Raw genomic sequence first — 19,130 nt, 5'->3', positions numbered from 1 at the left:
GGATCCTCATGCGGGTGCTCAACCGGGTCGATGGAGTGCTCATCGCGACTCGGGTTGTGATCCTTACACTCCTACTTATGGACCTTCTAGACCTGGGGCGGATCATTGTCGGGTTGGTGCTGCTGGTGCTGGGCGGGGAGGTACTGGTGCGAGGGGCCTCCGCCTTGGCTCGTCGAGCGGGGGTTTCCTCCCTGGTGGTCGGGCTCACCGTGGTCTCGGCGGCCACGTCGGCGCCCGAGCTTTCGGTGAGTATCGGTGCGGTCCTGCGCGACGAACCCGGACTGGCGGTGGGCAATGTGGTCGGCAGCAACATTGCTAACGTCTTGCTCATTCTCGGCCTCTCCGCTCTAGTTCTACCGCTGGCCGCGACACAACGGTTGGTGCGCTTTGATCTCCCCCTGATGCTTTCTCTGTCCGCGGCGCTGGTGCTGGTCTGCCTCGACGGGGTGATCAGCGCGGTAGACGGGCTAATCCTGTTCGGTGCCGTGGTCGCTCACACCGTGCTGACCGTCACCATCGGCCGCAGAAGGACACAGTCCAAGGCCCCTGTTATGCAGCTGGCTGAGGGTTCCCCGGGTATCGGCACCTCCGCCCAGGCCCAGAAACTGCCTGTGGCCTCGAGCGGAAAGTCGATTCTGCTCGTGGTGTTCGGAGTTGCTCTCCTGGTAGCCGGGGCCACGCTCCTCGTCGAGGGCGCGGTGAACACCGCCACCACGCTCGGGGTGAGCAGCCTAGTGGTCGGTTTAACCGTCGTGGCCATCGGCACATCTCTGCCTGAGCTGGCGACTTCCCTCATCGCCGTGCGCCGTGGCGAACGTGACTTGGCGATTGGCAACGTGGTCGGCAGCAACCTCTTCAACATCGGAGTCGTGCTCGGGTTGCCAGCCATGATCTCCCTCGAGGGCATTCCCGTATCCAGCGCCGCCCTGGCCTTCGATATCCCGGTAATGTTGGCGGCCGCGATCGCCTTGCTGCCCGTAGCCTTCACCGGCTTCACGGTGGCGCGATGGGAAGGCGCCCTGTTCGTAGCCCTGTATCTGGTTTACCTCGGGTATCTCATCCTGGCTGCCACCGCACACGACGCACTGGAAGGATTTACCGCCGTGATGGCATGGTTTGTCCTCCCATTGATCACGGTGACGCTGATCGCCTTCACCGCATACGAAATCGGGCTGCGTAAGGGCCGACAAGGCAGCGGCACAACCCCCCGTCCGTCCTGACCACGAGCCGCTGACTAGATCAACCCGGGCCTGTCAATACCGCGCCCCCCCAGGCACCAGATAGTCGCCCCCCCGATCAGCGCCAGACCCAGTGTCTAGTGGCCACCTGCATGGACACCCGGCCTGTAATCCAGATGACGTCACGAGGTGGCCTGAGTATTGGATCAGAGGAATCAACTCTGCAAGCCTCCCCAGCACACTGGCCGGCCATCACCTGCACCCCAACACCGTCATAGAGCGGCTGCGCGACCTGGGCGTCAACCCCTCAGCGCCCGCAACCGAGCCATCGGTGAGCTCGTCCTCGAATGCCCGTCCTCGCTCGTTGCCGAGGTCCTCGGCTACAGCACGCAGGTGGCTTTCCTCCACGCGAGCAAGGCTGCTGAGCCATGGGCCCGATGTGCCGGCCGATCCGTCAGGTCGCCCTGAGCGTCCCGAAAGACGATCGGTGAATGGGACGATGTGCTCATGAGCCAGTGGCCAACGTGGGCGACGAAGCAGATACATGTACACCCACCCGATGAGCAGTGGCAGCGACGCGGAGCGCAACTGTGTCGGGAGCTGGAGATCGTGCTGGCCTGCTGGCTGGTTGCCCCGACGCAACACGTCGGCTCGACGGCCGTGCCCGGCCTGGCAGCCAAGCCGGTGATCGACGTGCAGGCAGCGGTAGTCGACCTCGGTTGTGCGGACGCTGTAGCACAAGCCCTGTCCCCTGATGGTTGGCACCTCGTCCCCGCCGAACTCGACGCCAGGCCGTGGCGTCGCTTCCTGGTCCAGGTGATCGACGACCACCGTGCAGCGCACCTACACCTTCTGCCGGCCAACAGCCCGCGCTGGGCCGAGCAGCTGGCGTTCCGCGATGCGCTGCGCGCTGATCCGGTGCTCATGCATCGCTACGCGGAGCTGAAACGGACATTGGCCACGGAACACACCACGGACCGTGAGGCGTACACGGCGGGGAAGGCGAAATTCGTCCGTAGTGTCCTCGATGAGCAGTCGAGCCCAGACCAGAGGTGAGAGCCGTCCCGTAGCCGATCTCCAGCGGGACGCCACCATCATGCTTGCCGATCTGCTCGTGCTGCGGGGCGGCGTGTCCGGCCCTCGTGACGCGTTGATCGAGATCCGTCGGCACGTTGCTCCCCGGCAGAACGTCAGGCGTTGCTCAGACGGATGCGTAGCCGCTCGGTGAGCTCGACGTCATGGGGCAGATGCTCGAGCTCTCCGGCAGCAATCTGGACGCCCTGCTGGTCAAGAATGCCCGCGAGGTACTCCCAATGGTCGGTCGCCGAGGCCTCCTCGGAGTGGCCCTCGGGCGGCTCGTCCGGACCGACTACCGTACGAGCCTGCGCCGTGATCGATTCGACGGACGTATGGCGCCAAATGTTGGGTGGTCCGCTTTCGGTCCAACCCCGATCATCGAGCACGGTGAGGCGGCGACCGTCGTCGAGGACGGCCATGAACAAGGCCGAGAGTGACATCACTCGCGGATCTTCAGGATGAACTTCTTGCCTAACCGGTGCCCACCCCGGCTCGGAGCCATCCAATATCGGCCCGTCGGCGAGCGAGACAGGGGGAACGGCTCTGTCGTCGATGTCTACGACGGTCAAGAGACGAGTCACGGCAGCCATACGTCCCATCTTCCACGAAGGCGCCCACCGATCGCGCTGTCTCGATGGAGGATCCCCTGCGGGAAGCGTCCTCCTCGGCTCCCAAAGCCACGTGTCTTCACGGCGGACGTGCGAGAGTGAGGACTATGGGCATCTTCAAGAGACTGCTCCGCAAGGTGACCTCGCCGACGACGGTGGTGACCGTCGCCTTCCGAGACCTGGACGCTAAGGATCCACTTGCCAACTTCTCCCCTGAGTACGGCTACGCCTACCTGTGGCCCTTCTCCACCCCGCCGCAGGTCGGGGACTGGGCCGTTGCTCCGGGTATCGACGGGCCCGCGCCCGTAATCGTCGGGGCCTTGGGTGCGCCAGCATCCGCTCACGGCCTGGAGTTGAAGTCGCTGCTGAAGGAGATCCCAGGCAGCGACGTCGCCCAGGCGCGAGCGAAACGCGAGGAAGTTGAGCACCGGTGGCTGGATTACGCTCGAAGCCTCACAACGCTGCCCACCCCAGGGGCCGCACCACGCAAACCCCCCGCCGGATTCGACCCACTGCCGCCCGCTGAAGGGCCAGCCGGGATGCAGAAGGCCGACGAGTACGGACGCGCCTGGTGGCGTGCCTACGCACTGGCCGGCGAGCTGGGACGCTCGACGGAGGAGGTCGAGGCTTTCAAGTCCATCAGCAAAGACTGGTTCAAACTTCGGGACGAGGCTGAGAAGAAGGCACGAACTCGGCGGATGGCCACGGCGGCAGCCACCATCGATCTGCGCAGCGCGTTGCGGCGCCGGTCGCGGGAGGACGTGGACGGGATGCTGCTCGCGGGGCAGCCGCTTTGGGACTGGCTTGCCCATGCGCAAGACCTCCAGCGCGCCGGGCAACTCGATGAGGCCCTGGCGGTGGTGGAGGTCCTGATCGAAGCGGCCGAGCGGGAAGCTCAGGCATCAGGTCGAGAGCCCGCCCCTGCCTACACCGAGCGTGCAGCGATCATCTACCGCAAGCGTCGCGACTACGCGGCAGAGGTCGCGGTGCTGGAACGCTGGAACCGGGCCTGCCCGCCCGAACGGCGAGGGCCCGGCGCCAGCCAGGCCAAACTCCTGAAGCGGTTGGAGCGAGCCAGGGAACTTGCCCAGAAGGCCTGACCTGAACGCTTCAGCGGGGACAGGGTGCTCCGCTCACGCGGCGGCGTCTTCGCGAACGTGTAACTCAGCCATCCCGGCCGAGACCATGGAGTCCAGGAACGTGGCCTCGTTGGTGGGGTCCAGGAAGTACACGTTCCCGGTGGGCAACTCCAGGTGAGAGTGCGGCTCGTAGTCGGAGCGGATGAGGATCAGCGGGATCTTGTTGTCCCAGTGCCCGGTGAAGGGCCGGGTGGCGATGCGGCTGGGCGGCAGGATCGTGTTGAGGTTGTTCTCGTCGAAGTCTTCCAGGGCGACGCTGCCGTCGTTGACCATCGCTGCGAAGATGCCAGCAGAGGCCACATCGGCCAGGCTGATCAGGGTGGTGTACCGCAGCCAGGCGGCTTCACGGTCTCCTTCCTGCCCGGTGCGGGCCTCGTGGTAGCCGTCGATGATGGCGTCGAGCAGTTCGGTGCGGCTGTCGGCCAGGATGGTGCGGTCTGGCATCAGTAGAGCGAACTCGTGCTCGGGGTCGAGCACCTGGGTGTTGCCGTGCTCATCGTGGGTGACGACGATGCTGCCCATGAAGATTCTCCTTATTCGTCGGGCTGGGTGGTTCAGGCGGCGACGGTCGCTGCCCTGGGACCGAGCAGGCCTGCGGCCTTGGCGACGTCCTGGGTCAACTTGGTCAGGTCGGAGTCGTTGACGATGATCCGGTCGATCAGGTCCGGGCTGATGCCAGATTCCGATGAGTGGGTGTTCAGTGGGCCCACGCCCGGCCGGGTGATGTGCCAGACCACGCCGCCGTGGTCGCGCACCCACTGGGCTTCGGAGTCGAACCGGACATCGGAGACGACCACCAAAGAGTCATGCGTGATGCGCCCTTCGTGCAGGCTGCCCTCGAAAGCGAGGTCCTCGGCTAGGGCGTTGACCCATACCTGCGGGCCGAACATCTGCCGTCCGACGTCGGTGCCCATGTATTGCATGAGCCGGCGCACCTCGGGGCCGTACAGGCGGTGCCACTTGGCCCGGTCCCAGCCGATGTCATCAACCAGGGACCGGACCGTCACTTCAGCGCCTACCAGGGGGTCGAGCCGGTACAGCGCCTCGCGCACGTTGTCGGCGAAGGCAAACGACTCATACCCGCGGATGTCATGCAGGATGTCGGCGACGGTGTCCTTGCCGGCCCCGGCATAGCCATGCAGGCCGATCAAGGGTGGTGTGGTGGTGTGCATGGCTGTTCTAGCCCGGAACAGGCCCGCCGCCTGCACTTTCGGTCCTGATCATTGCTGCAGCGCCCGCAGCAGTTGTGATACCTGGTCGTCGCTTTCGAGTCGCTTGCGGTCGCCTTCAGGCAGGTCCCACCCGTCCAGGGCCAGTGCCCGGACCAGCGGGCTGGGGTCGTGTGAGGCCGTCCGTGCCACCCCGGGGTAGGGCGTGCGGGCCACCGCAGCGCGTACCGACAGCGGTTGGGAGTGGTCGAGCATGTCGTTGAGTTCATCGACAGTGACGCCCGGGCTGTAGGCGCCCTGCTCGACCTGCAGTGCCTCACCGTCCTGTCCGGTGGCGCCAAGGCTGATCCCGGAGGCTTGGCGCGCGGAAGCCACCCACTGTCCGCCGGTGGGTTGGCCGCGGCGCGCTCGTGGCTGGTTGTCACTCATGCGGCTGCTCTCAGTCGGGTCTTGAAGTTGCGTTCGGTGGCCCCGGCGATGGCCAGGGAGTAGATCTGGGCGGCTCGGTCAGGCATGTCGCGCATCACCTCGGCGATCTGTGCGCGGTGGGACTGCGACGCGGCGCCGAAGGGCCGGAACAGGGCTTCGGTGCGCTCGTTGGACAGGCCCGATTCCCACTCCTCCAGGGCGGAGAACACCTCCTGCTCGTTCTCCCCCACCGTGTTCTTCACCGCGGTGACCTGCCGGTTGTTCAGCACTCCGTGCGGTTGCTTGGTGATGCCTCTGGACTCGCAGATGGCGTTCCACATGTGCTTGCGGGTGCCACCACCCTGCTTGGAGGCACCCAGCACGATCTCGGTGTCCGGCCCGTAGTGGGTCTCATCCAGGTACGCCTGCTCAGCAGAGGGGGTCCGGGCGTGGCCCAGAGATGCAGACTCAGGGGTGTCCATTGGGGTGTCGTGGCGGTGCAGGTGGAACCCGTCGGTGGGCTTGCGACGTTGGTCGTGCCAGTCCTGGCGGATCTGCTCGGCTACCGCGTCACGTTCCGTGGGGCTCAGGGCGCGGCCGGTGGCCAGTTCGATTTCATCGACCCTGGTGGTGAACTCCCGCCATGCACCGAGGTCGGCTGAGTTGACCTTGGCGTAGTTCTCCGCGCCGATGCCCCGGGTGTGGGCGTTCAGAGACCGGGAGACGATGTTGCGCATCGCCGAGTTCATGTAGGCGGGGGTGATCTCGGTGATGTTGCCGGTGGCGCGGGCACGCTCCATCATCTGCAGGAGCACCTCCTGCTCCAGGTCTTCGGCGTCCCATGCCTGTCCGATGCGCTGACCGGGGTGGGTGTATCTGGCGCTCTGGTGCAGTTTGGCCATCAAGCCCTGCAGGTGGTCGAAGTCCTGTTCGCTGAGGTGGTAGCCACCGGTTTGCCCGGTGTGCTGGTCTTCTGCACTGGCGCTCAGGTTGATGCCGGAGGCGGCCCGCTGGCGCTCTGCGAACTCACCGCCGGTGGGGCGGCCCCCGGGCTGACGTGGCTGGGCGTTCTGGTTGGTCATGCCCAGGGTGTGTCCGGGCATTTTCAGCGCCCACCTGCACAAACACAGAAGCGGGCCGATCAGGCGACGACGATGCGCCCCTGGGAGTCGAGCATCAGGTCCACCGACCCGTGTGCGTGGGCGGCTTCGGCGAGGTCGTCACCGGCCTGCCCCAGTCCGCGGTCCCAGAACCCTGCCCCGTGCCGGTTACGGGTGAGCCAGAAGTCCTCGGCAACCTGCTCCGGGCCATACCCGGGGTCCACCTGGCGGGCTTGGTCCATCAGGTGTCCGTTGTAGGTCAGGAAGTCAGCGAACTCCTCACGCATCTGGTTCACAGCGTGCTCGTCCCATGAGGCACCGGGGCTGACCTGCTCCATGTCGCCATTGGGTGTGATGAGGCTGGAAAAGCGTCGGACGGCGCCCAGGTAGGGGTCCATCGCCTGATCGAGGTACTGCTCCACCTGGTCCTGATCCCACGTGGGTTCATCCTCATCGAGCAGAATGCCGGAGTGAGTTCGGCGGGTCTCGGCGAACTGGCCGCCGGTGGCCTGGCCCCGGGGCACCCGTGGCTGGTTGCTGTTGGTGCTCATATTGAGCATGTGTGCGGGCACGCACTGCTCGGGCCACCTGTTGTCCTCCGCTTACCGCACGGGTGGTGCGTGCCGGCTCAGCACCGCTGCAGGGTCTGGTGGGCAGCGTCCAGATCGTGAGCCGGCATGGTCAGGTCGTAGATCTGGACCACGTTGACGAACGCGGCGGCGTAGTCGCAGTGGAAGGCGCTGTTGGGCGGCATCCAGTCGCCGGGCCCGTTGGCCCCCTTGGCCTCGTTGGTGGGTCCGTCCACGGCCAGCAGGTTGATGGGGTCGTTGGCGAACTCCTCGCGGGTCTGTTCGTCCCAGTCCAGGGCTCCTTGGGCGGCAGCCCACCGCAGCGGCACGATGTGGTCGATCTGTACGGCAGCAGAGGTGTCCACACCGTGGGTGAAGTCGATGTGGTCCCCAGTGAAGGGGTCCTGCAGCAAACCGGTCAGCACCGTACATCCGTCGTCGTCGATGAGGGGGTACTGCAGGTCGCGGGCCAGGATGTCGTTGCGGGTGTCGCACCCGTTACCGTCGAAGTCCAGCGCCCAGTCGCGCCCGAACTGGCCCTCGCGGTCGTAGTCAACCTCGGCAGGTCCGCCGATCTCGATATCAGAGACGGACTCGACCAAGCCCTCGATGTCGAAGTCCACGTCGATGGGGTTGTCCACCGGCACCGAGTCGCCCTTGGCGAACTCCCAAGCCTCCACCACGGGGTCGAATAGGTTGTTGCGGTCCATGTAGATGAACGCCACAACGAGCACAATGAGCGTGGCGATGATCTTGGCGGCGGTGTTGTTTCGCATGGCCGTGATGTGTGCGGACTCAGCAGGCTCGGGCCACATGCCCGGCCTTAACTGAAGTCGAACTCCTCCTCGTCCTCCTCGCCGGGGGACTGCAAGGGGTCCTCCAGCTGGCGGAGGTGATCTCCCAACTCTTCCCCGCCTGCCTCGTCCCCTCTGTCCAGGTCCGCGCTTTCGTCTCCTGCCGGCACCACTTGCAGCGGGCCGTCATCGCCCGCTGCTATCTTCGCTGGGCGCACCTCGGTGGCCTTGGCCGGTGAGACCTTGGAGTAGGTGCCTTCGCACAGCAGCGTCATCGCGCACTTGCTGGGCGGGTTCTTCCCGGCGACCACCACGTGCTGGCCGCACTCGGCGCATAGTGCGATGGTGCGGCGCGGGGAGCCGGAGGCGACTTGGTGCACAGTGGCGGAGTGGTCGCTGAGCAGTTCGAGTTGGTCAGGGTCCAGGTGGATGGCGGCCAGTGCCTTGCCCACCTCGGCATCGCCGGCAGTGATCTTGGCCGTCAGTTCCTGCCAGGTGTCGGCCTTCGCCAACCGCAGCAGGGTCAGCACCAGCGCCGCGGCCGCACCATGTGCGGGCAGAGTGTCATCGACGGTCAGCACTTTGACCTTCGAGACTCGCTTGGTGGGGGCCATGTCGTATCTAGCCCGCAAGCGACCTTGCCTCAGGCAGCCCGGCGGCCGGTACTGCGCTGGCGGCGGGCGATGATGCCCTGGGCGATGTCGGCGATGATCTGCGCCGGTGCCATGGACTGCTCATCCTCGAACTCCACCACTGACACGTCCTGGCCCTCGCCCATCAGGGGCTCCAGGAGCCTGCCCTTGTCGGCCAGTACCTGCTGGACGCGCTCATCCATCGTGCCGGGGGCCACCATCGTGCGCAGAATCGCTGAGCGGGTCGACCCCAGGCGGTGGACGCGCTGCTCGGCCTGCTGCACCTGGGCGGGGGTCCAGTCGGTCTCCACAAACAGCGCGTCGGAGGACCGGGTTAGGGTGATGCCCACCCCGGCGGCGGTGATGGACCCCACCAGCACTGGCACCTTGCCCGCCTGGAAGTCATCCACGATGCGGTTGCGTTCATCCTGGCGTGTGCCGCCAATGATGATCCGTGCACCGCCCACGGCCTGCGGTACCGCCCTGGCCATCGCCTCGGACACCTCCCGGTGGTGAGTCCACACCACCAGCGGCCGGTCGTAGCGGGGCTGGCCGTGCTCATCGGGGGTTGCCGGATTGGCCTGGATCCAGGAGGTGATCCACTCGGTGGCCGCTTCCACCTTGGCCAGCCCCGCGGCCCGCCGCAGGATGGAGCTCAGGCCAATCTCGGCCCGGGCGAAGGACTCCACCTCTTTGGGGCGCGGGAACTCACCTGTGGCGGCCACGATTTCATCCACCCACTGGGCCACTTTGGCGGTGACCTCCTTGTGGGCGGCCCGGAATCCCCGAAGGTCCACGTCCACGAGCACGTCATGACGCATAATCGGTGGCAGATCGACCACCGCCTCCTTGCGCCTGCGCACCCACACCTGGTCATCGAAGACCTCACGCAACTGCGGCATCATCTTGGCCCGCGCCACCCGGGTGTGAAACGGGGTGGGCCGGGTGTAGGTTTCCAAGAACTGTCCGTGCCCACCGAAGATGGGGTCGAGTTGTCCGGTGATCGCAAGCGGGGAGGCAAGTTCGGCTGGCTGGGCGAACATGGGAGTACCGGAGATGGCGATCCGTAGCCCAGGCACCTGCTGGGCCAGTTCCCGCACCGCGGTAGCCCGCACACTTCCCCACGTTTTGTGCCGGTGTACCTCATCCACGATGAGCGCATCAGGCCCCCAGGCGAGCAAGTCGGCGGCAAGTGCGGGCCGGGAGGCGATGAGGGAGTCGGAGATGACCACCGCCCCCTTCTCGGGCAGGTCGGGCACTTTGCGGCGCGGAGAGATGGTTACTACCTCGCCGATGTCACCGGCCTGGGGCGCACTGGAAAGAGACCGACGCGACCGGGACGTCGCATGGCAATGCTTCTTCTCGGTCGTGTCAGTCAAATGGGCCAGGATCCCGCTGCGCTCCACCTCCCGTTGCCAGTGCGTCATCGCCACCGGCGGGCTGATGATCAGGAACCTCCGGGTGCCAGTGATGGCAAGGGCGGCTAGGGAGGAAAGCGTTTTGCCAAGCCCCGGCAGATCGGAAATAAGGCGGTTTCCGGCGGCCATGGCGATCGCACCGGAGCGCTGGTAGGGGAACAGTTCCAGCCCGTCATCGGCGCCGAACCACTGCGGCACATCACCCACCTTCTCGATGGCTCTGCGCCCAACTTTGCCGGCGCCTTCCACACTTGCGGACAGGGCCAACTTGCCCACCCGCGCCACAGACACGGTGCGCCCGCGTGCTCGACGGGCGGCGGCGATGATCGACTTCGACATGATGAGCCCGCTCTTGGGCTGTCCTTCGGCATCGAGCATGTCGGCGACGGTGACCTCGAACCGGGAGGTGGCTGAGTCCCACACTGCCCCTGGTCCTAGGCGCTCCTTGGCGATGTCGAACCCGACTAGCCGGTGACGCACCAGGACGATGCCGGGCCTTCTGCTGGACAGTTTCAGCAGCGGGTCCACCAGCTCGGACAGGTCGGTGATGTCCTGCAGGGACTCATCATCGTTGAGGCGCTGGTAGTCAATAGCGAACCCGGCACGCTTCAAGGTGCGCTGCGGGTCGGTACCCACACCGGTGACATCCCACGCCCTTTCCTCAGGGTTCCACCGGCGTCCGGGTAATGCTTTGACCCAGTCGATCATCGACTGCCCAAAGCGGGTGCGGTCCCTGCGCCCGAAGACCAGTCGCAGCACGGGTTGGCGGTATGTGCCGGTGAGGAAAGCGATAGGTGCGGACATGACGTATCTAGCCCGGCGTCCTACGCCGCCAGTGACGGCACGGCCAGCCCGGACGCCTCTTGTAGGTGGTCAAGTGCCGCATCCAGGTTGGCGGTCTTGGACTCGAAGTGCTCCAGGGCGCGCATGTAGATCGACCTGGTGGTACTGGGGTAGGTCACCGACTGCTTCTTCAACAACCGCGGGTCCAAGATGGCCACCACGCCGGTGTCGGCGGTGGATCGGATGAGCCGCCCGGCGGCCTGGGCGAGCAACTGGGAGGCATCCCCGGCGTACACGGTCTCCCGGGCCCGGAACTCGTTCATGTGTTGGGCTACGACCTCGACGCGGGCATCGTCGACGACATTGCCGGCTGAACGGGGCACGCGGTCGATGATGACCAGTGAGCAGGTCCGGCCCGGGGCGTCCACGCCGGTCATGTACGAGCGGGTGCCCACGAGCACTGATGGTTCGTCATCGCGCCAGGTGCGGGTGATGATCTCCTTGCTCAGCCCGTCCCATTGGGACAGCACCTGCCAGCGGCCAGCGGAATGTGCCCGCAACTCTTCGACGTACCTGCGTCCGGCGGCAGCGGTGGCCGACAGCACTAGCGCCGACCCGCCGTTGGCTTCGATGAGTTGGCGCATCAAACCCAGTGCCCAAGTGGGGTGCTCACCGGTGGCCAGTGCTGTCTTGGACCCGTATGTGCGGGTGGGGACCGGGCTGCCACCGGCACTGGTGCGCGGGATGTACAGCAGTGAGTTGGCGTACGCGGTGGCGAACGGGGACTCGTAGGCCACGATGGGGCTACTGAGCCCCACCTCGTGAGCAAATGACTTGGGTAGCGTCGCCGAGATGGCCACCACGGGCAGCTCGCGCCGGGGGCGAGACAGCCCGCTGTCCTCCTGGCCGTCCTCGCGCTCCCCTTCTGGATGGTCGGGGCGGGTGTGCTCATCGTCATCGTCGTGGACCGGGGCGGTCCATACGTTTCCTTGCAGCATCGACGACACATCCACTGGGGACATGCACAGCGACGGCATGACCGGCCCGCGCGGGTTGTGGGCGGCATCTGGTAGTTCGTACCAGCGCGCGATGCCCAGCCCTCCGGTGCGCACCTCGCGCAGGTCTTGCACAAGTCGCTGGATACGCGCCTTGGTTCGTAGCACCCGTACGTGGTCCAGTCCGCGAGCCTTGCTATTGGCCTCCTCGACCATCTTGATGGCCCGCCCGCACCAGTCGGTCACCGCCATGGCCAGGTCGCCCAGCGGGTCATCGTCATCGTCCACCCGCGCCTCGTTTCCGCCCGCCGTCTTGGCGGCGGCTGTGATGGCCTGCTCCAAGTGGCTCGCCAAGTCGCTGGCCTCACGTGACATCTTCTGCGCGCCGAGGTCACCGGGTGGCATCTGGGCGCTGGCCGCACGGGCAACTGAAGTCAGGCGGCGGCCATTGATGGTCACCGCGCCCATTCCTCGCACCACTGATGGCAGGGCGTGGGCTTCATCGACGACCACTGCATCGAAGTCACCCAGTGACTTCGACCCGATCGCCACCGGCACACCTTTGGTGGCCTGCACCGCCAGCATTGAGTGGTTGGTGACCACCACCTGCGCCGCGGCCGCCTTCTGGCGGGCCTTGGCCGGGAAGCACAACTCCAGCAGCGGGCAACTGGCCCCGGCGCACGCATCAGGGGTGACGGAGATGTCTTCCCACTCCTGGTCGGTGATGGCCCCGTCGTAGTCGGCGCGGTCACCGGTGGTGTTTTCCGGGGATAGCGCCCACTTGGTCAGCGGGTCAGTAGCTCGCGCCGAGGCCATCGCTAGGTCGATCGCCTTGTCGTCGGTGGACTGGGGCATCTCAGGAAGCGGCTTGCCGGCCTTCTCAGCCTGCTCAGTGACTTTGGCACGGGCGGAAGCCAGGCATGCGAAGTTGGACCAGCCTTTAAGCACCGCGATGTCCAGTTCGATGCCGGCTGTATCGGACACAGCCTTACGCACTGCAGGGAAGTCCTTGTGGACCACCTGATGCTGCAACCCCAGCGACTCGGTGGACATCAACGTGCGCGCACCTTGGGTTGCCAGGAGGGCGGCGGGAACCAACGCTGCCAGGGATTTGCCCGTCCCGGTGGGGGCGGCCCCCAATGCGTGACCTTCACCTTGCTGCATCACCTGGTCGATGTCGCGGGCCAATCGCAACTGGCCAGGGCGCGGCTTGGCATCGGGCAGGCCGGTGGAGTTGCGGACCGCCTTGGTGAGCAGGTCTTCAAGGTTCAGGTGGCAGGGCATACCCCTTCTAGCCCGCTGCGCTGGGTTCCTTCAGCACCGCCACCCCTGCCCAGGCGTGGCCCACGACCATGACTGGTTGCGCCACGACGGGGAAGGTGATGAGCAGCAGCACCCACGTCAGCGGCCAGCGCCACCAGTGTCGGCGGGCCCTACGAAGGCCGATGGTGATGAGTACCCCGGGCATCATCGTCAGCGCCCAGGTGGCAGCGATGTAGGCATCCGCGCCCCACGGTGCGGCCAGGTCGGAGACCACAACGGTGGCGATGGCGTGCACCAGTGCGGCGCTGGCGGCCAGTAGGACCTGCTTGCCGGTGGTGGTGGGGAGTTGGAGCCTCATGGCTGTTCTAGCCCGGCTCAGGCAACCTGTTCCCCCTGCCGCTGCGCGGCAGCCCGTGCGGCGATGTCCTCGTAGTGGGTGGAAGCCTTCTGCAGGAAGGAATCGGGAACCCGGATCTCCACCGGCACCACCCGGTCGTGGATGTCGGCGTACAGAGCCACCGACCCGCGAATCACCTCCCGGCTGCCGGAGCGGTGCAAAGCGAGCATGGAGTCCCAGTTCGGCTGGGTGTCACCCCGGTCGTTGTCCCCGATGGTGGCCTTGGCGGTAAGCCTGCGCAGCCGCTCCTCCGTGGGCTCCAGTCCGAGGATCTGGCACGCAGCAGCAGCCTCAGTGCGCTTCAGCGGCAGGATGAACCCGGAGGAGATGTGCTCATCAATGCCGGCCACCGTGGCATCAGAGACTCGCTGGGTGAACAGCATCACCGTGACGGTCTGGGACCGGGCCACCCGGGCCAGCCGCTCCAGTTCGGTGTTACCGGAGCCGAAGAAGACCCACGCCTCATCGAGCATCACCACCCCGTTGCGTCCGGTCAGGGCCATCGCCGACCCCGAGACCATCAGCCGCACCAGGTTCACCGAGATGCGCTGGGTGAGCCCTACGTCGGTGGCGCCGGGCTCTGGCAGTGCCAAGTTCGCCTGACCCACACGGATGTAAGTGATCCCATCGGCCACCCGCAGGGCATCTGAGGACGGGTCGATGCCGCACATCGCCCGGAACTGGGCGCTGGAGCGGGCCAGGGCCAGCACCGGCTCGACCATCTGGGCAGGTGCCACACCATGGTCCATGGCTATCTGTAGGGCCTGACCGGTGCAGGTGGCGCCCTTGTCCACCCCGTGGGCGATCGCCACCGCCGAGGGCACCTCGAAGTTCGCCCTGTGGTCACCCCAGGGGTTGACCTGCTGCAGCATGGAGGCGGCCAGGTCCACCGCGGTGTCCGGGCTCGCCCCGAACCGCAGCGGGTCGAACACCCCGTCGGCGCTGAGCAGATCATCCAGTGAGACCACCTGACCACCGGAGTTACGCACCGCTGTTGCATGGTCAGAGCCCAACTTTGGGTCGATGATAATGGTCGGGGTTTGCGCCCGGGCGATCTGGTCCCCCAGGTGCAACATCAGAAGAGAGTTGTGGGTGGTCACGAAGCCCGCGGCCATGTAGGTCGCATCAGGTGAGTCGACCGTGATGCACCGCGCCGGCGCCGACTCGATGGGTTCGATGGACTCGATGTAGAGCCACTTGGTTGTCTCCCTGAGTTCATCGACGTTGGGGAGCCGGGCCAGTTTCCGTGGCAATCGGAACACTGGCGCGGCGGTGGTGAACCGGATTCGACTCCGCGGCTTACACGCCACGTAGTTGCCGTCTTCGTCTCGGTACCCAGCTGGCTGGTCCCATGAGACGGACACCTTGATCCCCAGGGACCAGGCTAGTTCCACCGCACCTTCAGCAAGGGTGCGATCGGACAAATCCAGGCTGCTGTTCCCATGCGTGGTCACAGTGCCATCGGTGTCCATGAGCCCCTGCAGCACCGCCAGACGCTGGGCCTTGGATGCACGCAGGTACCTGGCCGGGATGTGTTTGTTGTTCCTCACCCCGAGTTCTTCCAACCGCTTCTGCAGGCCCAGGACCCCGAAGTGGTACCGGTTGACGTAGTCGGTGGTGGTGTATCCGGCCGCCTCGATCTGGGACCGCAGGTGGTCTTGGTCACCACCCGCCACCTCGGCGGTGAACTGGCCGCCGTTGCTTGAACCATCACCCAGCCAGGCACCCAGGACGTACGGGTCGATAGGCAGATCCACCTCGGGCAACTCAACGGCCTTTGAGATGCGGATGGCGAAGTTGCAGCCATAGTTCGTGGCGGTCAAGCCTTCCGCGAGCATCTCGGCGGTGGACATCACCTGCTCCTTGGTGCCGATAGTGACACCCTTGTCCGCTTGCATCTGCTCCAGCCGCCTGGCCAGACCGCTCAGAGCCTGGTCGACCCGGTACAGGTCTTGGGGCCCGCCGCTTCGCCCGTTGCGCAGCCTGGAAGGTGCAGTCACCTGGCGGTACTCCACCCGCGAGGCCAGCCCAGCGTCCTTGGCGTACCGCCGCAAGGTCGCAGCAAGCAACCTGACCGAGGAGTACCCGACCCCTTCTTCGATAAGCCGGCGGGCGAGTTCTCGCGGCCAGGTTTCCTCATGCTCGCCCAGGCTGACCAGCACCCGCTCGGCGGCGGCGATCCGCCCCTGGGGTCCCTGGTGACCCGCCATCGCCGGTGGATAGGCCTCCATAGCGTCCAGGAGCGCGTGGGCACAGAACTCGACCCGCTTGGGTGCCACCCGTTCGCCGGTCAAACCCGCCCGCTGTGCGCTCCCGCGCAGCGATACGGCGATCTGCTCCACCCCGCCACCAGTAGGGATGCCGGCGTCGGCGAGCAAGGTGGCCATACCCCGCCCTGTGACCTTCTGACCAGTGCTGATGTGCTGGCGCACAGTGCTGATCATGGTTCCTCTGGCGGCCAACTTCTGGGCGTAGGCAGCGTCCATCCCCCTCCACGCCGCAAGCGTTGCGCCGAGCAAGTCGCGGGCGTTGAAGATACTGACCGGCATGTTCGCGGTGAACGCCTCGACGGAGGTGGTGCGGACAGGGTGGCGTCGGCGGGCAACCGGCACATCAACCATCCTCAGGCTCGCCCGAATGGCATCACCGCCGCTCCACCGGTGCGTTCCCAACTTCTTGGTGACCAGGGAGTGTAACTCGTGCACCGACAACGCCTGGTCACCCTCCTGGGATGCCAGTTCGCGCAGCGACTGGGCCAGGGCGAGGGTCTGGGCGCGGTTGGCCTGAGCAGCCAGATGTTTGGGCTTACGCGGGCGCGAGCGGTCTGTGGAGTTGGAGACCACCCACTGGTGGTTGGCGTCAGCATCAATGGACTGACCATCGGAGAGGGTGATCCGGTACATCTCGGGTGTGCGGTCCACCTCGGACAGAGCGGTGACGCGGCACGGGTGGCCGCTGCGGTCCAGTACTTCATCACCGACCTCCAGTCGCCCCATCGTGGTCCACCCGGACGGGGTTGGGATCTTGGTGCGTAGGTCCAGAGCTTTCCCAGCTCCGCTAGCACCGGCGACGAGAACCAGCGGAGGTTTGGACTCCGAATACGCGGCCCGCGGGTCGAACCAGGCCGGTTGGCTGTTCTGCTCGGTGAACCCCACCAGCGCGGCGCCGTTCCTGGGCCGGTCCCCGACCCTAGACAGAGACACCAGGCCGGAGTAGGCCACCACTGAGGTGGGCAGGTCCAGCCGGTGTGGGTTGGCTCGGATGTTGGAGCACGGCCAGGTCTCGGCCAGCGCGGCCGGTTGGCGGTTGGTCATCGGGTTGAGAGTGACCGGGGAGCCTGGCCCCAGTACGTCCTCCATGTCCTGCACAGCCTGTCCGAAGGCCACCACCACTGAGGCATCGACCAGGGTGGGTGGTGCGCGCCCGGTGCCGTACAGGGCGTTGATTGACTCCAGTTCAGCGAGCATCTGGCCCTGCTCGTCCTTATCCAACTTGTTGTTGCGGACGCGCTCATTGATGTCCTCGATGTACCGCTTCTGCTGTGACTCCACCTCCTTGCGGGTGATGCGCGCCGGTTCCACCAGGCCGTGTATAGAGATGGCGGCAGCACCGGCGTCGAGCAACTGAGTGCCCCACATCGCCTGGTAGGCGTCCGCAGGGACGTATTCCAGGTCGATGTCCTGCACCGCTGCCATGGAGATCTGGTGGTACCCATCCATCGGCGGCCATTGCTCGGGTGGGACATCGCGCAGGTGGTCGCGCACGTACTTGGCGGTAGCGGGCCGGGAGAAGGCGGTCAGTGAGTCCATCTGGGGGTAGATCACTGGGTCCGATGCCAGCCCGTAGTTGAACCACGCATTTGCCATCCGGATATCCCCAGCGCTGGCCGAGATCAGCCCGGCGCGGGTCAGGGCAGAGTCCACCCGCTCGAAGTCTTCGTCGTAGTCCTCCAGCGGGGTGCCACCGGTGTGCAGGGTCTCCACCACCGAGTCCACCACCCCGCTCAGGCCGCGCTTGCCGATCACTTGGTCGCGCAGGCGCACACCGAACAGCAGGACGTGGTTCTCCACCGCCACATCCCCGTAATCTTGCCGCAGCTGGCGGGCTGCCGGGTGATCCAACGGCGGGTCGAAGAACTGGGGCACGTTTAGCATCAGGGTGTGCACACTGCGGTAGTTGGACTTCACCATCGACCGCCTGTTGCCGCCCCGAATGGCGGTAATAGACGCAACCGCCTCATAGGCAGCAAGCAGCGGGTCGGAGGCGGACAGTTGCTGGCGCAACGTCTTGGCATCTAGCACCGCCGACATCGGCACCCGCTTGTACAGCCAAACCCCTGCGCCGGGGGTGCCGACCAGGCGGCCATCTCGTAGCCGTGAACGCATCGTGGTTGGCCACTTGGGCTCACCGGCGCCGAAAGGGTCGTGGCGCAACTGCGCGCCGGGCTGCTTCTTGGCCATCAGCCACCCTCCTCCTCAGCTTCTTCGGCGTCCTCATCGGACTGCTCGCCGGCGTCCTGGTCTTCCTCGCCCTGCAGGTCGGAGGCGTCATCGTCGCTGTCGCCTTCCCGCACCTGTAGGGAGCGTCCGACCACAGCGTTGGCGTACGGGATGAGCTCTGGCCCCTGGCCCGGACCGCCCCAGGCCACAACATCCGGTGAAGCGGTGTTGGCCCGATCCACCAGCACGTCGTAGGTGATCGGCGCAGCCCGGGTGGAGGAGGTCTCGTCCTCTTCGTCCTCGTTGGCGGGCCACTGGAGGGTCAGTTCGACCCGCACGACGACCTGCTCTGGTTCGGCAGGTGGTCGTCCGTCATCGCCAAGCATGTGCTCCTGCACGGTGGCGCTGACGATGTTGGTGTCCGCCAGTTCGGCGCCCACCATCGGCATGTAGGCATGGTTGGGCTCTGGGTCGCCGACCGCCAAGCGAAGTGCGCTGGGGTCGCCTCCGGTAAACGCACGGGCCCACTGGTTGATCGACTCCGAGATGGAGTCGGTCGTGGTGACCGTCTGGGCACCAGGCCACACCGGGCCACTGAAGCCAGAGGATGAGGCTGGTGCGTAAGGCACCAGGGACGGTGTGCCGATGACATGCACACCCTCGGCGAGGTCCGCGGAGGTGTTCAGGCGTACCGAGAACACGGTGGTGCCGTTGGTGATGGTCATGTCGTGCATCAGGATCCGGTCCCAGGGAACCTCTTGGCCGTCGTTATTGGTTTGCACCGGGGCCACCGATTCAACGTCTTCGGCGTAGTTCCACGACATCAGCCGCCCACCGGGCAGTGGGGAGGGTTCTGAGGCCAGCCACCTGCTCACTGTGGCGGTGGCTAGTGCGCGTGCTTCCAGCACGAGCGGGTCCATTACCCCTGCGGCCGCGGGACCGCTGTCTTCTTCATCAACGGCTGTGGGGTTGCCGAAGACGATGAAGATGTTGACCAGCAGTGAGGGCACCAGCAGGATGACTGCGGCCCACACGTACCGGCGGGTCCACCGGGCGCGGCGCATTGACCTGTCTTCGGGTAGGTCCGCCCGGGGCGCCTCGGCCAAGTGGTCCACCCAGGCGTCAGTGCGCTTGGTCCTGCTGTTTCGTTTCGCCCTCACC

Annotated in this window: 16 protein-coding genes; 3 read left to right on the top strand and 13 right to left on the bottom strand. The window is 66.0% G+C overall.

All coding sequences use genetic code 11. The annotated features are described in order from the left end of the window. The first annotated feature begins 77 nt into the window (after positions 1-77). Both ACO0LU_RS18985 and ACO0LU_RS18980 read left to right on the top strand, forming a co-directional pair. Complete coding sequence (locus ACO0LU_RS18985; RefSeq protein ID WP_424788797.1) at positions 78-1,220, top strand: calcium/sodium antiporter; 1,143 nt, start codon at positions 78-80, stop codon at positions 1,218-1,220. Between the two features lie 465 nt (positions 1,221-1,685). Beyond that, a complete protein-coding gene (locus ACO0LU_RS18980) occupies positions 1,686-2,234 on the top strand; it encodes a GrpB family protein (RefSeq protein ID WP_424792915.1) in 549 nt (182 codons plus the stop codon). A 134-nt stretch (positions 2,235-2,368) separates the two neighbouring features. Here the strand turns inward: ACO0LU_RS18980 and ACO0LU_RS18975 are convergent, their stop codons facing one another. Then, positions 2,369-2,845 (bottom strand): hypothetical protein, encoded by a 477-nt coding sequence (locus ACO0LU_RS18975; RefSeq protein ID WP_424792914.1) that lies wholly within the window; start codon positions 2,843-2,845, stop codon positions 2,369-2,371. A 125-nt stretch (positions 2,846-2,970) separates the two neighbouring features. Here ACO0LU_RS18975 and ACO0LU_RS18970 point away from each other — a divergent pair, with 125 nt between their 5' ends. Continuing rightward, positions 2,971-3,963, top strand: a complete 993-nt coding sequence (locus ACO0LU_RS18970; RefSeq protein WP_424792913.1) for a hypothetical protein — start codon at positions 2,971-2,973, stop codon at positions 3,961-3,963. A gap of 33 nt (positions 3,964-3,996) precedes the next feature. Here the strand turns inward: ACO0LU_RS18970 and ACO0LU_RS18965 are convergent, their stop codons facing one another. The 12 genes from ACO0LU_RS18965 to ACO0LU_RS18910 form a co-directional block, all read right to left on the bottom strand. Further along, positions 3,997-4,524, bottom strand: coding sequence for a hypothetical protein (locus ACO0LU_RS18965; protein ID WP_424792912.1), 528 nt, complete (start codon positions 4,522-4,524; stop codon positions 3,997-3,999). Between the two features lie 32 nt (positions 4,525-4,556). After that, complete coding sequence (locus ACO0LU_RS18960; protein ID WP_424792911.1) at positions 4,557-5,174, bottom strand: hypothetical protein; 618 nt, start codon at positions 5,172-5,174, stop codon at positions 4,557-4,559. A gap of 48 nt (positions 5,175-5,222) precedes the next feature. Beyond that, entirely contained in the window at positions 5,223-5,600 is a 378-nt protein-coding gene (locus tag ACO0LU_RS18955; RefSeq protein WP_424792910.1) for a hypothetical protein, read from the bottom strand. Beyond that, entirely contained in the window at positions 5,597-6,682 is a 1,086-nt protein-coding gene (locus tag ACO0LU_RS18950) for a hypothetical protein (protein ID WP_424792909.1), read from the bottom strand. The genes ACO0LU_RS18955 and ACO0LU_RS18950 overlap by 4 nt, the downstream gene beginning before the upstream one ends. Positions 6,683-6,720: 38 nt before the next feature. After that, positions 6,721-7,230 (bottom strand): hypothetical protein, encoded by a 510-nt coding sequence (locus ACO0LU_RS18945; RefSeq protein WP_424792908.1) that lies wholly within the window; start codon positions 7,228-7,230, stop codon positions 6,721-6,723. 77 nt (positions 7,231-7,307) lie between these two features. Next, on the bottom strand, positions 7,308-8,024 hold the full coding sequence (locus tag ACO0LU_RS18940; RefSeq protein WP_424792907.1) for an HNH endonuclease family protein: 717 nt from the start codon (positions 8,022-8,024) through the stop codon (positions 7,308-7,310). A gap of 47 nt (positions 8,025-8,071) precedes the next feature. Then, positions 8,072-8,656 (bottom strand): hypothetical protein, encoded by a 585-nt coding sequence (locus ACO0LU_RS18935; RefSeq protein WP_424792906.1) that lies wholly within the window; start codon positions 8,654-8,656, stop codon positions 8,072-8,074. Positions 8,657-8,685: 29 nt separating this feature from the next. Continuing rightward, complete coding sequence (locus ACO0LU_RS18930; protein WP_424792905.1) at positions 8,686-10,896, bottom strand: helicase-related protein; 2,211 nt, start codon at positions 10,894-10,896, stop codon at positions 8,686-8,688. A gap of 20 nt (positions 10,897-10,916) precedes the next feature. Beyond that, positions 10,917-13,154, bottom strand: a complete 2,238-nt coding sequence (locus ACO0LU_RS18925; protein ID WP_424792904.1) for an ATP-dependent DNA helicase — start codon at positions 13,152-13,154, stop codon at positions 10,917-10,919. Positions 13,155-13,161: 7 nt separating this feature from the next. Further along, the gene (locus ACO0LU_RS18920) at positions 13,162-13,491 is read right to left on the bottom strand and encodes a hypothetical protein (protein ID WP_424792903.1); all 330 of its coding nucleotides are present in this window, start codon (positions 13,489-13,491) and stop codon (positions 13,162-13,164) included. A gap of 17 nt (positions 13,492-13,508) precedes the next feature. Continuing rightward, positions 13,509-17,990 carry an ATP-binding protein gene (locus ACO0LU_RS18915; protein ID WP_424792902.1) on the bottom strand — a complete coding sequence of 1,494 codons (4,482 nt, stop codon included), beginning with the start codon at positions 17,988-17,990 and terminating at the stop codon, positions 13,509-13,511. Beyond that, positions 17,990-19,129, bottom strand: coding sequence for a hypothetical protein (locus ACO0LU_RS18910; RefSeq protein WP_424792901.1), 1,140 nt, complete (start codon positions 19,127-19,129; stop codon positions 17,990-17,992). The genes ACO0LU_RS18915 and ACO0LU_RS18910 overlap by 1 nt, the downstream gene beginning before the upstream one ends. Position 19,130 lies beyond the last annotated feature (1 nt).

The sequence above is a fragment of the Pseudactinotalea sp. Z1748 genome (assembly GCF_049725185.1).
Taxonomy (GTDB): Bacteria; Actinomycetota; Actinomycetes; order Actinomycetales; family Beutenbergiaceae; genus CALKWS01.
The sequence above is the reverse complement of the archived record's forward strand: the minus strand, read 5'-3'. Positions and strand labels throughout refer to the sequence as shown.

Coding starts and splice junctions, on each gene's coding strand:
- ACO0LU_RS18985 (WP_424788797.1), top strand. CDS start 78: ATGGACCTTCTAGACCTGGGGCGGATCATTGTCGGGTTGGTGCTGCTG.
- ACO0LU_RS18980 (WP_424792915.1), top strand. CDS start 1,686: ATGAGCCAGTGGCCAACGTGGGCGACGAAGCAGATACATGTACACCCA.
- ACO0LU_RS18975 (WP_424792914.1), bottom strand. CDS start 2,845: ATGGCTGCCGTGACTCGTCTCTTGACCGTCGTAGACATCGACGACAGA.
- ACO0LU_RS18970 (WP_424792913.1), top strand. CDS start 2,971: ATGGGCATCTTCAAGAGACTGCTCCGCAAGGTGACCTCGCCGACGACG.
- ACO0LU_RS18965 (WP_424792912.1), bottom strand. CDS start 4,524: ATGGGCAGCATCGTCGTCACCCACGATGAGCACGGCAACACCCAGGTG.
- ACO0LU_RS18960 (WP_424792911.1), bottom strand. CDS start 5,174: ATGCACACCACCACACCACCCTTGATCGGCCTGCATGGCTATGCCGGG.
- ACO0LU_RS18955 (WP_424792910.1), bottom strand. CDS start 5,600: ATGAGTGACAACCAGCCACGAGCGCGCCGCGGCCAACCCACCGGCGGA.
- ACO0LU_RS18950 (WP_424792909.1), bottom strand. CDS start 6,682: ATGCCCGGACACACCCTGGGCATGACCAACCAGAACGCCCAGCCACGT.
- ACO0LU_RS18945 (WP_424792908.1), bottom strand. CDS start 7,230: ATGAGCACCAACAGCAACCAGCCACGGGTGCCCCGGGGCCAGGCCACC.
- ACO0LU_RS18940 (WP_424792907.1), bottom strand. CDS start 8,024: ATGCGAAACAACACCGCCGCCAAGATCATCGCCACGCTCATTGTGCTC.
- ACO0LU_RS18935 (WP_424792906.1), bottom strand. CDS start 8,656: ATGGCCCCCACCAAGCGAGTCTCGAAGGTCAAAGTGCTGACCGTCGAT.
- ACO0LU_RS18930 (WP_424792905.1), bottom strand. CDS start 10,896: ATGTCCGCACCTATCGCTTTCCTCACCGGCACATACCGCCAACCCGTG.
- ACO0LU_RS18925 (WP_424792904.1), bottom strand. CDS start 13,154: ATGCCCTGCCACCTGAACCTTGAAGACCTGCTCACCAAGGCGGTCCGC.
- ACO0LU_RS18920 (WP_424792903.1), bottom strand. CDS start 13,491: ATGAGGCTCCAACTCCCCACCACCACCGGCAAGCAGGTCCTACTGGCC.
- ACO0LU_RS18915 (WP_424792902.1), bottom strand. CDS start 17,990: ATGGCCAAGAAGCAGCCCGGCGCGCAGTTGCGCCACGACCCTTTCGGC.